Origin of the sequence: Kitasatospora nipponensis, from assembly GCF_039528135.1 — a bacterium.
Lineage (GTDB): Bacteria > Actinomycetota > Actinomycetes > Streptomycetales > Streptomycetaceae > Kitasatospora > Kitasatospora nipponensis.
Window position 1 is genome coordinate 1 of record NZ_BAAALF010000163.1, and the last position, 13,209, is coordinate 13,209.

Here is a 13,209-nt window from a genome sequence, read left to right on the forward strand (position 1 = left end):
TGGTCGGCGCGCTGGCCGGTCTGCTCGCCGACCGGCGCGGCGCCGGGGCCGGTGCCGGCGGCCGGTGCGGGATGGCCGGCCAGCCAGCGCTCGATGGCGATCCGCGCGCCGGGGGTGTGCGCGAACTCCAGCCACTGCGGGCTGGGCCCGGACGGCTCCCCGGCGCCGCCGGCCGCGGTCGGCTCGGTGAGGATGCCCAGCACGTCGCCGTCGGCCAGCGCGGTGGCCAGCGCCGCCAGCCGGCCGTTCACCCGCGCGCCGATGCACCGGTGCCCGACCTCCTCGCCGAGCTGGTAGGCCGCGTCCACGCAGCTGGCGCCGGCCGGCAGCTGGAGGGTGACGCCCTCCTCGGTGACCGCGGTGATCTCCCGGTCCCCGGAGAGGTCGGCGGTCAGGGTGGACCAGAAGGCGTCCGGGTCGGGGGTCTCCTGCTGCCACTCCAGCAGCCGCCTCAGCCAGCCCGGCCGGGCCGGGTCGGTGCCGTCGAGCTCGTCGCGGCCCACCGGGTCGGGGCCCGGCTGGTGCGGGCTGCCCAGCGCCACCACGCCGAACTCGGCCACCTCGTGCATCCGCGGCGTGCGGACCAGCACCTCCACCGCCGCGCCGTCCACCGAGACCGCGGTGTGCAGCGACTGGTAGAGGTTGAACTTGGGCGCCGCGACGAAGTCCTTGAACTCGCCCGGCAGCGGCGTCCAGCAGGTGTGCAGCTCGCCCAGCACGGCGTAGCAGTCCGCGTTCTCCTCCACCACCACCAGCAGCCGGCCCAGGTCGGCCGGGTGCGGGGCGCGCGGGGTGGCCGGCCCGGCCGCCGCCGACACGTCGAGCGGGCGCGTCGAGCCGTTGGCCGCCTCGCGGCGCAGCAGCTGCCGGTGCACCGAGACGCAGTGCCGGGGGCGCACGGTCACCTCGGCGGTGACCCTGGCCTCGGCCAGCTGCCGGGCCAACGCCTGGGCGAAGGGGGCGAGCAGCTCGTCCTGTTCGGCCTCGTGGGCGGTGATCAGCGCCCTGGTGCGGGCGTACTCCTCGGGGTGCAGGGTGGCGAAGACGATGTCCTCGAGCTCCGTCTTGACCACCTGGATGCCCAGCCGCTCCGCCAGCGGGATCAGCACGTCCCGGGTGACCTTGGCGATCCGCACCTGGCTGGCGGGCTTCATGTGACGGATCGTGCGCATGTTGTGCAGCCGGTCGGCGAGCTTGATCACCATCACCCGCACGTCGTCCCCGGTGGCCACCAGCATCTTGCGGAACGTTTCCGCTTCCGCGGCCGCGCCGAAGTCCACCTTCTCCAGCTTGGTGACGCCGTCCACCAGGTAGGCCACCTCGGGACCGAAGTCGGCGGCCACCTGATCGAGGGTCACCTCGGTGTCCTCGACCGTGTCGTGCAGCAGCGAGGCCACCAGGGTGGTGGTCTCCGCGCCGAGCTGGGCCAGGATCAGGGTGACGGCCAGCGGGTGGGTGATGTACGGCTCGCCGCTCTTGCGCTTCTGGCCGCGGTGGCTGGCCTCGGCGGTGCGGTAGGCGCGGCTGAGCAGCGCGAGGTCCGCCTGCGGGTGGTGCCGGCGGTGGACCTGGACGACCGGCTCGATGGCGTCGGGCACCGGGGCCCGGCCGGTGGCCAGCAGCGCGGCCCGGCCGGCCCGGCCCAGCGCGGTGCGGCCGAGCAGCCGCCTGCTCTGCGACGGCGAGGGCGGCGCAGACGGCGCAGACGGCGCAGACGGCGCGGACGGCTGCGGCGGCGCGGACACCGACGCCTGCACCGGCGTTGCCGCGGGCGGCGGCAAGGAGGGGGACGGCGCGGGCGGTTGGGGCTCGGGCTGGCCGGCGGGCCGGCCGGTTTCGACGGTCATGCGCAACCTCCGGCAGCGAGCACCGGAGCGGCGGCTGCCCCGGTGGTCCATGCTACCGAGCACAACACGTTCCGCGAGACCGTGCTTCCGCTCTGCTGTCGAGATCACCCGAACGGGCGGATTTGGCGCCCGGGAGAACGGGGAAAGCGCCGCGCCCGCACGGATCCTGAGACCCCCTCAGAGCCAGCCGGGCTCCAGCGTGCCGCCCGCCACGATCACCGCGGGACCGGTCATCTCGACCCGCCCGTCCGGGTGCTCGGTGATCGACAGCCGCCCACCGGGCACGTCCACCGTGTAGGTGACGGGCACCTGGGTGACCGCCGGGTCGACACCGTCGCGACGGGCCGTGGCGACCGCCACCGCGCAGGCGCCGGTGCCGCAGGAACGGGTCTCGCCCGAGCCGCGCTCGTGCACCCGCATGGCCACGTGCCGCTCGCCGCGGTCGACGACGAACTCCACGTTCACGCCCTGCGGGTAGACGCCGGCGGGGCTCACCGCGGGGGCGTCGAAGAGCTTGCCGGCCTGGTCGAGGTCGGCGACGAAGGCCACCGCGTGCGGGTTGCCCAGGTTGACGTTGCGGGCCGGCCAGCGCCGCTCGCCCACCGCCACCTCGATGGAGTCGGGGCCGGGCAGCGTGGCGCGGCCCATGTCGACCGTGACCTCACCGGGCGTGCCGTCGGCCGCGTCCGGGGCGACCACCGCCCGGCGCACCCCGGCCCGGGTGGCCACCGCGATCGGTCCGGGCTCGGCCAGACCGGCCTGCACCAGGTAGCGCGCGAAGACCCGCACCCCGTTGCCGCACATCTCGGCGATGCTGCCGTCGGAGTTGCGGTAGTCCATGAACCACTCGGCCTGGTCGGCCTGCGCGGCGGCCGCCTCGTCCCGCGCCGACCGGACCACCCGCAGCAGCCCGTCGCCGCCCAGACCCGCCCGCCGGTCGCAGAGCCGGGCCACCTGGGCCGGGCCGAGCTCGATCCGGCCGTCCGGGTCGGGGATGATCACGAAGTCGTTCTCGGTGCCGTGGCCCTTGAAGTAGGACAGGCCGGGGGTCGGTGCGGTGGTGGTTTCGCTCACGCTGCCGATGGTACTGACCGGCCCCCGGAAGCGATCGCCGGGACGGATGGTGAGACGGACGCCGCGAGGGAGCGGCAAGCCGGGGCCGGGGTCAGCCGCGCAGGCGCACGACGCGCAGGACCGCCAGCCCGAAGGCGACACAGGCGATCAGCGTGTAGAGGGCGATGGCCCGCCAGCCGGCCCGGCGGCCGGAGCCGCGCCGCGGCAGTCCGGGCCAGGCGTACCCGGCACGTCGGGCCGCCATCGCGCCCCAGCCCACCGAGGCCGCGGTGAGCAGCAGGCCGAGCATGCCGACCATCGCGCCGCCGTCACCCGAGCCGAAGGCCAGCGGGAAGGCGAACATCAGCGAGCCGGCGATGCCGATCAGGACGATCGGCAGGATCTGCCACCAGCGCAGCCGGCGGCGGGGGCGTATGTCGCGCTCCAGGACCAGCGGACCGCCCGGCAGGCCGAGCGGGGCGTCCGGGTCGGCCGCGAGCAGCAGCTCGGCGGACGGCAGGTCGAAGGGTTCGTCGGCGAGTCCGGTGCCGGCACCGAGGCCGAGCTCCGGATCGTCGAACCGGCGTGTCATCGCGGGTCTCCCCAACGCACGCCGTGGGAACTGCTCGGTTTCGGGGCCGGGACCCGTGGACACGCGGCCTCCCCTGACAGTTCGACACGAGTACGAACTCGCGAACGGCGGGACCCGCCCGCGCGACTGGTCCCTCTTGCCTCGATAATGGCATGTCCCAGTGCGCTCACAGCGCGTAACCCGGGTCGCCGGGTGATCCGTGGCCATGACGTGATCCGCCTGTAACCGCTGCTTCCCTCTGCACTTGCAGCAGCGAGGGAAGGTGCACGCGCAGGTGGCCCGATCCAAACCACGCGCGGCCGAAACGCACCGTCAGGACGGCCGGCCGACCAGCTCCAGCGCCCGTTCCAGCAGGTCGGCGGGGTCCGCGTCGGCGGGCCGGGAGAGCCAGTGGATCCGCTCGTCGCGGCGGAACCAGGACTCCTGACGGCGCGCGAAGCGCTTGGTGGCGCGCACCGTCTCCGCCCGCGCCTGCTCCTCCGTGCACTCCCCCGCGAAGTGCGCCAGCACCTGTTGATAGCCGAGCGCCCGACCGGCCGTCAACCCGTCGCGCAGCCCGACCGCCTCCAGCGCGCGGACCTCGGCCAGCAGGCCGGCCTCCCACATCCGGTCCACCCGCAGCGTGATCCGCTCGTCCAGCTCCGGACGGGGCACCGCCACGCCGATCTGCACCGCCGGGTAGACCGCGGTGTTGCTCGGCAGGCTCGCCGTGAAGGGCCGGCCGGTCAGCTCGATGACCTCCAGCGCCCGCACGATCCGCCGGCCGTTGCTGGTCAGGATGGCCGCCGCGGCCGCCGGGTCGAGGCCGGCCAGCCGGGTGTGCAGGACGCCCGGACCGTGCTGCGCGAGCTCCTCCTCCAGCCGGGCGCGGACGGCCGGGTCGGTCCCGGGGAACTCCATCTCGTCGATCGCCGCGCGCACGTACAGGCCCGAACCGCCGACCAGCACCGGCGGGCGCCCGGCGGCCAGCAGCCGGTCGATCTCGGCCCGGGCCAGGCTCTGGTACTCCGCGACGCTGGCGGTCTCGGTGACCTCCCAGACGTCCAGCAGGTGGTGCGGGATCCCACCGCGCTCGGCGCGGGTGAGCTTGGCGGTGCCGATGTCCATGCCCCGGTACAGCTGCATCGAGTCGGTGTTGATCACCTCGCCGCCCAGTTCACGGGCGAGCGCGACGGCCAGGTCGGACTTTCCGGCCGCGGTCGCGCCGACCACCGAGACCACCGGGACGGGGGGAAGAGAGCTGCTCACACCGCCCAGTCTCGCAAAGATCGCCGCCCCGCCCGAACGGGGGACGTGACCGGCCACCGTCCGGCTCGTTGGCCCGATGAGCGGCGCTCCTGCACCGGCTCGCCGCAGAACCGGCCGGGTCCGCCGCAGACCGCGTAGCTTGGGAGAAGATATGGGTGTTTTCAGCTGGTTCCGCCGCCGCGAGGCCGGGGCACGGGCCGCCGGGGCAACGGACGGCGGCGCCGTCGCCGTCCTGGACCCGCAGGGCCGCACGGAGCAGGAGCGGACCGAGGACGCGGCGCAGGAGCCGCTGCCCGGTGTGCCGGCCGCCCGGACCGCGCCGGAGGCCGGGGAGCTCGAAGGGCCGCAGGGCGGAGCGGCCCGGGGCGAAGGGGCCCGGGGCGCGGATCCGGCGGTCGGACCGGTCGAGGAGGACCTCGGCGCCACCGGGTTCCGTACGGTGGGAGCGGACGTGGCCGAGCTGCTGGCGGCCGCGGTGGCCGCTGTCGCCGAGGCGGCCCAGGCGGCGCAGCCGGCGCAGGACAGCCATCGCGAGAGCCGACCCGAGCGGCCTGACACAGGAGACGAAGCCATGGGCTTGATGGACAACCTCAAGGGCAAGGCCGAGGAGCTCAAGGAGAAGGCCGGCCAGCTGGCCGGCCAGCACAACGAGAAGATCGACGACCTGGTCGACAAGGCGGGCGAGGCGCTGGACAAGGCCACCAAGGGGAAGTACAGCGACAAGATCGCCACCGGCACCGAGAAGGCCAAGGGCGCGGTGGACGGCTTCGCCGAGAAGCCGGGTGACCCCGGGCAGACGGGTCAGGCGCCCGGGCAGACGGATCGAACCGGCCAGGGCGACGGGTCCACGGGCGACGCCGGCAGCGGTGACCGCCCGTCCTGAGCCGGTGGGGTCGACGGTGGGCCCGTCCCGGCAGCACGCCGGGGCGGCCCCACCGTCGATGCGCGCTCAGCTCCAGGAGGCCACGAAGTACCCGACCCCGTACGGCGCCTCGTCGTACCGCAGCCGCCCGCCCAGGCCCCTCCCGCGGGCCGCGCCGGCCAGCACCTGCCAGGGCGCGCGGCCGGCGACCAACAGCTCGGACGCCAGCTGCGGATCGAGCGCGGCGAGCGCCTCGGTGTCGGCCGCGCCCAGGGCCCGGGCCGCCTCGGCGTCGTAGCCGGCGGCCCGCTCGTCCAGGTAGCCGGGCGCCTTGAGGGTGCGGCAGGCGCTGCCGTCGCCCAGCACCAGCAGCCCGACCCGGTCGGCGAGGGCGGCCAGGCCCGCGCCCAGGCCCAGCATCCGCTCGGCGGGCGCGTCGGCGGGCACCGCGCAGGCGTGCGTGGGCAGCTCCGTGCCGGCCCGCTCCAGCAGCCAGGCACCGACCGTGAGCGCCGGGGTGAGCTCGGGACCGTCCACGCCGCCCGAGGGCAGCCGCACCGCGCGGTTCACCCCGAAGCGGTGGAAGGAGCCGACCCCGCCCTCGGTCCAGACCTCGGCCTGCGGCCCGCCGCCCACCAGGACCAGCAGCTCGGGTCCGGCGGCCAGCAGCTCCGCGACGGCTTCGCCGCAGGCCTCCCGCAGTGCGTCCAGCTCCGGTGCGGCGCCCGAGGCGACCTCGGGGACCAGGAGCGGCGGGCAGGGGCAGACGGCGGCGGCAACCAGCATGTCGATCACTGTAGCCCGGCGCGGCACGGGTCAGCCGGGCCGGGCGGCGGTTGCCACCCGGCCCGGCTGACCCGGCGTCAGCACGGCACTCAGTCGGTGGAGCAGCAGCCGCCCGCCGGCTCGGCGGCGGCCACCGCCGGCGCGCCGATGCCGGGCAGTCCCAGCATCACGCCGGCCGGCTTGGCCTCGGGGGCGGCGTTGCGCTTCTCCCAGGCGTCGCCGGCCCGGGTGCGCCGGACCCCGAGCGTGGGGCCCTCGGCGAGCAGGTGGTGCGGGGCGGCGTAGCTGATCTCGACGGTCACCACGTCGCCGGGGCGCACCGGCTCGCCGGGCCGGGTGAAGTGCACCAGGCGGTTGTCGGGCGCGCGGCCCGAGAGCCGGTCGGTCCGGTCGTCCTTCTTGCCCTCGCCCTCGGCCACCAGGATCTCCAGGGTCCGGCCGACCTGCTTCTTGTTCTCCTCCCAGGAGATCTCCTCCTGCAGGGCGATCAGCCGCTCGTAGCGCGCCTGCACGACGGCCTTGGGGATCTGGTCGGCCATCTCGGCGGCCGGGGTGCCCGGGCGCTTGGAGTACTGGAAGGTGAAGGCGTTGGTGAAGCGGGCCTCGCGGACCACGTGCATGGTCTGCTCGAAGTCCTCCTCGCTCTCACCGGGGAAGCCCACGATGATGTCGGTGGAGATCGCCGCGTCGGGCATCGCCTCGCGCACCTTGCGGATGATCCCGAGGAACTTCTCCTGGCGGTAGGAGCGCTTCATCGCCCGCAGCACGCTGTCCGAGCCGGACTGCAGCGGCATGTGCAGCTGGTGCATCACGTTCGGGGTCTGGGCCATCGCGGCGATCACGTCGTCGGTGAAGTCGCGCGGGTGCGGGGAGGTGAAGCGGACCCGCTCCAGCCCCTCGATCTGCCCGCAGGCGCGCAGCAGCTTGGAGAAGGCCTCGCGGTCGCCCAGGTCGGAGCCGTAGGCGTTGACGTTCTGGCCCAGCAGGGTGATCTCGATGACGCCCTCGCCCACCAGCGCCTCGACCTCGGCGAGCACGTCGCCCGGGCGGCGGTCCTCCTCCTTGCCGCGCAGCGCCGGCACGATGCAGAAGGTGCAGGTGTTGTTGCAGCCGACCGAGATGGCGACCCAGGCCGCGTAGGCGGACTCGCGGCGGGTGGGCAGCGTGGAGGGGAAGGTCTCCAGCGACTCCAGGATCTCCACCTGGGCCGTGCGCTCGATCCGGGCCCGCTCCAGCAGCGCGGGCAGGTGACCGATGTTGTGGGTCCCGAAGACCACGTCGACCCAGGGGGCCCGGCGCACGATGGTCTCGCGGTCCTTCTGGGCCAGGCAGCCGCCCACCGCGATCTGCATGTCCTTCTGCCGGGTCTTGGCCGGCGCGAGCTGACCGAGGTTGCCGTACAGCTTGTTGTCGGCGTTCTCGCGCACGGCGCAGGTGTTGAAGACCACCAGGTCGGGGTCGCCACCCTGGTCGGCCTTCACGTATCCGGCGTCCTCCAGCAGCCCGGACAGGCGCTCGGAGTCGTGGACGTTCATCTGACAGCCGTGCGTGACGACCTTGTAAGTTCGCAAGCTCTCTCCCATACCCACAACAGCAAGGGTAAGGGCAGCCGGAAGGGCCCCCGGCGGCGAGCACGCGAGCGGCACCCCCTCCCGTGCGGCGCGTGCGCCTGGCAGGATCCCCCCATGACCCCGACCGGCTCCCTCGCACGCCTGATGACCAGCGGCCGGCTCTGGCGCGCCGTGGCGCTGCTGGTGGTGGCCGGGGTGCTGGCGGGCTGGTGGCTGGCCGGCGGCGGCACCGCCTCCTACCCGCGCGGCGTGAGCGGCTTCGCCACCGGGGTGCCGGCCGGCGTCTACGACAAGTACGGGCTGCTGCTGCGCCGCTACCTGCAGACCGCGATGCCCGGGGCGGACCTGCGCCTGGACAACTCGCAGGGCTCGGTGGACAACCTGGAGCGGGTGACCTCCGGCCGCGACGACTTCGCCTTCGCCACCGCCGACGCGGTCGCCGACTACCAGGGCCCGGGCAAGGAGCGGCTGCGGGCCATCGCCCGGATCTACGACGACTACCTGCAGCTGGTGGTCCCGCTGGACTCCCCGGTCCAGAAGGTGGCCGACCTGAAGGGCCGCCGGGTGGGCGTGGGCCAGCCCAAGTCCGGGGTGAACCTGGTGACCCGCCAGCTGCTGACCGCCGGCGGGATCGATCCGGACACCGGGATCGTCCCGGAGCCGCTCGGGGTGACCGACGCCGCCTCCGAGCTGGCCTCCGGCAAGATCGCCGCCTTCTTCTGGTCCGGCGGGCTGCCCACCGGCGCGCTCAACGACCTCGCGGTGCGCTACCCCATCCGGATCGTGCCGGTCGGCGACCTGATCGACGCGCTGCACCAGCAGAACGGGGACACCGCCGCCTACCGGGCGGCGGTGATGCCGGCCGGGGTCTACCCCAAGAGCCAGGCGGTGCTCACCATGGCGGTGCCGAACCTGCTGATCACCCGCGACGACGTCGACCCGCGGCTGGTCCAGGGGCTCACCAAGGCCGTGATGGACAGCCGGGACGTGATCGGGCTCCAGGTGCACTCGGCGCAGCTGGTGGACCTGCGCACCGCGGTCTACACCGACCCGCTGCCGCTCCACGAGGGCGCCCGGCGGTACTACCGCTCGGTCAAGCCCTGACGACGGTCAGGCCCTGACGGCGGTCAGGCCCTGACGGCGGCCGTCCGCTCGCCGCGCCCGGCCCGCGGCACGTTCAGGGTCACGGCCAGGCCGCCGGCCGGGCCGGTGGCGAAGTCGAGCGAGCCGCCGCCGGCCAGCAGCAGGGTCCGCGCGATCGACAGGCCCAGGCCCGAACCGTCCACGTTCTGGTGCCGAGGGCTGCGCCAGAACCGGTCGCCGATCCGGTCCAGCTCCTCCTCGGTCAGCCCCGGCCCGCTGTCGGCGACGGTGACCGCCACCTGACCGGCGTCCACCAGGACGGTGACCAGCACCGTGCCGGCCGGCGGGCTGAACTTGATCGCGTTGTCGAGCACCGCGTCCAGCGCGCTGCCGAAGCCGATCGGGTCGGCCAGCGCCCGGGCCGGCGGCGGCAGCGGACAGCGCAGCACGACCTCGTGCTGGTCGGCCAGCAGCCGCCAGGCCTCCACCCGGGCCAGCACCAGCGGTGCCAGGTCGACCGGCTCGGGCAGCGGCCGGCTGCCCTCGGCGGTGGCCAGGCCCAGCAGGTCGTCCAGCACCCGGGCCAGCCGCACCCCCTCCTCGCGCACCCCGACCAGCTCCGCCTCGTGCTCCTCGGGCAGCTCCAGACCCAGCAGCTCGACCCGCAGCAGCAGCGCGGCCAGCGGGTTGCGCAGCTGGTGGGAGGCGTCGGCGACGAAGGCCCGCTGCTGGTCCAGGGTGCGCACCACGTGGTCGGCCATCTCGTTGAAGGCACCGGCCAGGCTGCGCAGCTCGGGCGGACCGCCGGCCGGCGCGACCCGCGCGCTCATCCGGCCGGTGGCGATCTCGTGCGTCGCGCGGTCCAGGGTGCGCACCGGGCGCAGCACCCACTCGGTGAGCCGCACGGCGAGCAGGATCGCGGCGATCATCGCCACCGCCTCGCCGGCGCCCAGCACCATCCAGCGGTGCAGGATCCGCTCCCGCAGCGGGCCGGTCGGTGACTCGGTGACGACCAGCGCCACCACGTCGCCGTCGCGCACCACCGGGGAGGCGATGGTCAGGGTGCGGTCGGGCGTCCACGGCCAGACCTGCGGGGGGTTGGGGCTGCGCCGGCCGTCCCGGGCCGCCTGGACGGCCGGGTCGCCGGTCTGGCTGGCGTAGGGCGCCCAGCCGGCCGGGGCGACCGCGACCGGGGTGCGCCCGTCCCCCAGGAAGAGGCCGATCCGCACGCCGTAGAGGCTCTCGTAGGTACTCACCTCGGTGCCCAGCGCGCGGACCTGCAGCGGGTCCAGCGCGGTCGGCGCGGTGGGGTCGGAGCCGACCGCACCGCGCGAGGGCAGGCCCTGGGTGGGCATCTCCTGGGCGAACCGGGTCATGTCGTCCATCCGGTCGACCACCACCCGGCTCTGCTCGGCGGCGGCCATCGCGGCGGCCAGCGGCACGCCCAGGGCGGCCAGCACGCAGGCGATCAGGGCGAGCAGGATGCCCAGGAGGCGGGTGCGCATGCCTAGGTCGTCCCGGCGGCCGGACCGGGCGGGCCACCGGCCGGGCCCTCGGGGGCGGCCGGGCCGTCGGGGGCCGGCGGGGCGTCGGCCCTGGCGGTGGGCGGCGACTGCGGGATGAGCCGGTAGCCCACGCCGCGCACCGCCTCGACCAGGCCGGGCAGCGCGAGCTTGGTGCGCAGCGAGCCGATGTGCACCTCCAGGGTGCGCCCGTTGCCCTCCCAGCCGCTGCGCCAGACCTCGCTGAAGATCTGCTCGCGCCGGTAGACCACGCCCGGGCTCTGCGCCAGCAGCGCGAGCAGGTCGAACTCCTTGCGGGTGAGCGCGATGTCGCGGCCCCGCACGCTCACCCGGCGCCGCTCGCGGTCGATGCCGATGCCCCAGGACTCCAGCGAGCCGGGGCCGGCGGGCGTCGCGGGCCCCTCCGGGTCGGCCCCGGCCACCGGGCCGGGCTGGAAGCGCCGCGCCACCGCGTGGATCCGGGCCAGCAGCTCGCCCATGTCGTACGGCTTGGTGATGTAGTCGTCCGCGCCGAGGTTGAGGCCGTGGATCCGGGAGCGGATGTCGGCCCGCGCCGTCACCATGATCACCGGGACGCCGCTGCCGGCCCGGATCCGGCTGCACACCTCGAAGCCGTCGCGGTCCGGCAGGCCGAGGTCGAGCAGGACCACCCGGTAGGGGTCGGAGCCGTCCGGGACCAGTGCGTCCAGGGCCTCGTGCCCGCTGCGCGCGTGCCGCACCTGGAAGCCGTGCCGGCTCAGCACGGCGACCAGCGCCGCCGCGACCCGGTCGTCGTCCTCGACGAGGAGCAGCCGCATCCCACACCCTTCCGATCCGTGGCGGGCCGCCGATGATCGCGGAGCCCTCCGGTGCCGTGCCGTGCCGGCGGCCCTTGCGGGTGCCGGCGAAGCGGCCATCCTCCCCCACCGGCGGCGATGCGACCAGCCCCACGATCGCGGTGGGTCAATGGGCCGCCGGGCTGTGGCCCTTTCGTGATGATCACATCGCAATGCTCAAGTTCTGCTCAGATCACATGACGGTGACTCGTCAGCCCGCCTAGGGTCGCGGTACCGGGGGCTGCGAGCTCCGCCGGCCCACGGCCCCCGGTACCAGTCCGACGCCGCGGGGAGCCCTCTGGTCCCGCTACGCAGGGAGCCGGGGCGCGATGAGCCAGAGCACGACGGACTGCCCCGTCCCGCTGGTCGTGCTGACCGGCGTGAACAAGTACCGCGACGCCCTCCACGTGCTCCAGGACATCGACCTGACGATCCACCACGGCGAAGTGGTGGCGGTGATCGGCCCCCGTGACTCCGGCACCTCGACGCTCTGCCGCACCATCAACCGGCTGGAGCGGATCGACGCGGGCACCATCACCGTCGACGGCCGGCCGCTGCCCACCCGCGGCCGGGCCCTGGACCGGTTGCGGGCCGAGATCGGCATGGTCTTCCGGGGCTTCCACCTCTTCGCGCACCGCACCGTGCTGGAGAACGTGGTGCTGCCCCAGGTCACGGTGCGCCGCACCCCGCGCGCGGTCGCCGAGGCCTCCGCCCGGGCCCTGCTGGAACGGGTCGGGGTCGGCGCCCACGCCGACAGGTACCCGGCCGGGCTCTCGGGCGGCCAGCAGCAGCGGGTGGCGATCGCCCGGGCGCTGGCGATGGAGCCCCGGATGCTGCTCTTCGACCAGCCGACCTCCGCGCTCGACCCGGAGATGACCGCCGAGGTGCTGGACGTCATGCACACCCTGGCGGCCGAGGGCCGCACGATGGTCGTGGCCACCCACGAGCTGGGCTTCGCGCGCTCCGCCGCCCACCGGGTGCTCTTCATGGCCGACGGCCGGATCCTCGAGGACCGCACCCCCGAGGCGTTCTTCAGCACACCGCGCAGCGAGCGCGCCAAGGACTTCCTCGCCGCCGTCGCGCACCACTGACCGGCCGTCACCCGGTCGCCGCCCGGGACCGACCGCGCGGGAGACGACGGACGAAGGAAGGAGTCGCCGGCATGGGCCCGCTGTTCCCGGACGACACCCGCTCGCCACTGCGGGACGGACTGCTGTGGACGCTCGAGGTGACCGCGGCCAGCGCCGTCCTCGCCCTGCTCCTCGGCGCCCTGCTGGCGGCCCTGCGGGTAGGGCCCGTCGCCGCCCTGCGGGTCTGCTCCTCCTGGTGGACCGGACTCGCACGGCACACCCCGCCGGCGCTGCTGCTCCTGGTGGTGGCCGTCGGACTGCCCCGCACCGGCGCCCCGGTGCCCGCCTTCGGCTGCGCGGCGCTGGCGCTGGGCGGGTACACCGCGGGCGGGATCGGCGAGGTGCTGGGCACGGGGGTCCGCACCGTCGCGCTGGGAGCGGGGGAGGCGGCCCGCAGCCTGGGCATGACCGCCGTCCAGAGCCTGACCCTGGTCGTCCTGCCGCAGGCGGCCCGCGCCGTGCTCGCCCCGCTGGCGGCGCTGCTCGGCCCGCTGCCGCGGCACGCCGCGCTCGCCGGCGCCTTCGCGGTCGCCGGGCGCCACGTCCTGCCGCGCCCGTTCGGGGACCAGGGGTACGGCGCCCTCGCCGTCCTGGCTGCGACCGCGCTCGGCTGCCTCGGCCTGGAACGCGCGCTCGGGACGGTCCTGCGCAGGCGGCGGGACCGGCCGGCGGCGGGCGGGTGTCCGGGCCGGCGGGCGC

Annotated in this window: 12 protein-coding genes; 4 read left to right on the forward strand and 8 right to left on the reverse strand. The window is 75.1% G+C overall.

Annotated features, from left to right (window positions below; translation table 11 throughout):
• The 4 genes from ABD323_RS31330 to miaA all read right to left on the reverse strand — a co-directional run.
• Window positions 1-1,847, reverse strand: a 1,847-nt coding sequence (locus ABD323_RS31330) for a RelA/SpoT family protein (protein WP_344445417.1), incomplete at its 3' end; no start/stop codon positions are given.
• A 177-nt stretch (window positions 1,848-2,024) separates the two neighbouring features.
• Complete coding sequence (gene dapF / locus ABD323_RS31335) at window positions 2,025-2,921, reverse strand: diaminopimelate epimerase (protein WP_344445418.1); 897 nt, start codon at window positions 2,919-2,921, stop codon at window positions 2,025-2,027.
• A gap of 91 nt (window positions 2,922-3,012) precedes the next feature.
• Complete coding sequence (locus ABD323_RS31340) at window positions 3,013-3,492, reverse strand: hypothetical protein (RefSeq protein WP_344445419.1); 480 nt, start codon at window positions 3,490-3,492, stop codon at window positions 3,013-3,015.
• 312 nt (window positions 3,493-3,804) lie between these two features.
• Window positions 3,805-4,740 carry a tRNA (adenosine(37)-N6)-dimethylallyltransferase MiaA gene (miaA, locus tag ABD323_RS31345; RefSeq protein ID WP_344445420.1) on the reverse strand — a complete coding sequence of 312 codons (936 nt, stop codon included), beginning with the start codon at window positions 4,738-4,740 and terminating at the stop codon, window positions 3,805-3,807.
• 151 nt (window positions 4,741-4,891) lie between these two features.
• Between miaA and ABD323_RS31350 the strand changes: the two genes are divergently transcribed.
• Window positions 4,892-5,623 (forward strand): antitoxin, encoded by a 732-nt coding sequence (locus ABD323_RS31350; protein ID WP_344445421.1) that lies wholly within the window; start codon window positions 4,892-4,894, stop codon window positions 5,621-5,623.
• A gap of 66 nt (window positions 5,624-5,689) precedes the next feature.
• Here the strand turns inward: ABD323_RS31350 and ABD323_RS31355 are convergent, their stop codons facing one another.
• Both ABD323_RS31355 and miaB read right to left on the reverse strand, forming a co-directional pair.
• Window positions 5,690-6,388 (reverse strand): class III extradiol dioxygenase subunit B-like domain-containing protein, encoded by a 699-nt coding sequence (locus tag ABD323_RS31355; protein WP_344445422.1) that lies wholly within the window; start codon window positions 6,386-6,388, stop codon window positions 5,690-5,692.
• Between the two features lie 89 nt (window positions 6,389-6,477).
• Window positions 6,478-7,971 (reverse strand): tRNA (N6-isopentenyl adenosine(37)-C2)-methylthiotransferase MiaB, encoded by a 1,494-nt coding sequence (gene miaB / locus ABD323_RS31360; RefSeq protein ID WP_344445423.1) that lies wholly within the window; start codon window positions 7,969-7,971, stop codon window positions 6,478-6,480.
• Window positions 7,972-8,073: 102 nt separating this feature from the next.
• Between miaB and ABD323_RS31365 the strand changes: the two genes are divergently transcribed.
• Window positions 8,074-9,063 carry a TAXI family TRAP transporter solute-binding subunit gene (locus ABD323_RS31365; protein ID WP_344445424.1) on the forward strand — a complete coding sequence of 330 codons (990 nt, stop codon included), beginning with the start codon at window positions 8,074-8,076 and terminating at the stop codon, window positions 9,061-9,063.
• 23 nt (window positions 9,064-9,086) lie between these two features.
• Here ABD323_RS31365 and ABD323_RS31370 read toward each other — a convergent pair whose 3' ends face one another.
• The gene (locus ABD323_RS31370; protein ID WP_344445425.1) at window positions 9,087-10,547 is read right to left on the reverse strand and encodes a sensor histidine kinase; all 1,461 of its coding nucleotides are present in this window, start codon (window positions 10,545-10,547) and stop codon (window positions 9,087-9,089) included.
• Between the two features lie 2 nt (window positions 10,548-10,549).
• Window positions 10,550-11,362, reverse strand: coding sequence for a response regulator transcription factor (locus ABD323_RS31375; protein WP_344445426.1), 813 nt, complete (start codon window positions 11,360-11,362; stop codon window positions 10,550-10,552).
• Between the two features lie 347 nt (window positions 11,363-11,709).
• On the opposite strand from ABD323_RS31375, the gene ABD323_RS31380 reads away from it, so the two are divergent.
• Both ABD323_RS31380 and ABD323_RS31385 read left to right on the forward strand, forming a co-directional pair.
• The gene (locus tag ABD323_RS31380; protein ID WP_344445427.1) at window positions 11,710-12,471 is read left to right on the forward strand and encodes an amino acid ABC transporter ATP-binding protein; all 762 of its coding nucleotides are present in this window, start codon (window positions 11,710-11,712) and stop codon (window positions 12,469-12,471) included.
• A 71-nt stretch (window positions 12,472-12,542) separates the two neighbouring features.
• On the forward strand, window positions 12,543-13,209 hold a 667-nt coding region (locus ABD323_RS31385; RefSeq protein ID WP_344445428.1), incomplete at its 3' end, for an ABC transporter permease subunit.

What these genes read in the sequence shown, in the direction of transcription:
- ABD323_RS31340 (WP_344445419.1), bottom strand. Translation starts at nt 3,492, where the DNA reads ATGACACGCCGGTTCGACGATCCGGAGCTCGGCCTCGGTGCCGGCACC.
- ABD323_RS31350 (WP_344445421.1), top strand. Translation starts at nt 4,892, where the DNA reads ATGGGTGTTTTCAGCTGGTTCCGCCGCCGCGAGGCCGGGGCACGGGCC.
- ABD323_RS31355 (WP_344445422.1), bottom strand. Translation starts at nt 6,388, where the DNA reads ATGCTGGTTGCCGCCGCCGTCTGCCCCTGCCCGCCGCTCCTGGTCCCC.
- miaB (WP_344445423.1), bottom strand. Translation starts at nt 7,971, where the DNA reads ATGGGAGAGAGCTTGCGAACTTACAAGGTCGTCACGCACGGCTGTCAG.
- ABD323_RS31365 (WP_344445424.1), top strand. Translation starts at nt 8,074, where the DNA reads ATGACCCCGACCGGCTCCCTCGCACGCCTGATGACCAGCGGCCGGCTC.
- ABD323_RS31370 (WP_344445425.1), bottom strand. Translation starts at nt 10,547, where the DNA reads ATGCGCACCCGCCTCCTGGGCATCCTGCTCGCCCTGATCGCCTGCGTG.
- ABD323_RS31375 (WP_344445426.1), bottom strand. Translation starts at nt 11,362, where the DNA reads ATGCGGCTGCTCCTCGTCGAGGACGACGACCGGGTCGCGGCGGCGCTG.
- ABD323_RS31380 (WP_344445427.1), top strand. Translation starts at nt 11,710, where the DNA reads ATGAGCCAGAGCACGACGGACTGCCCCGTCCCGCTGGTCGTGCTGACC.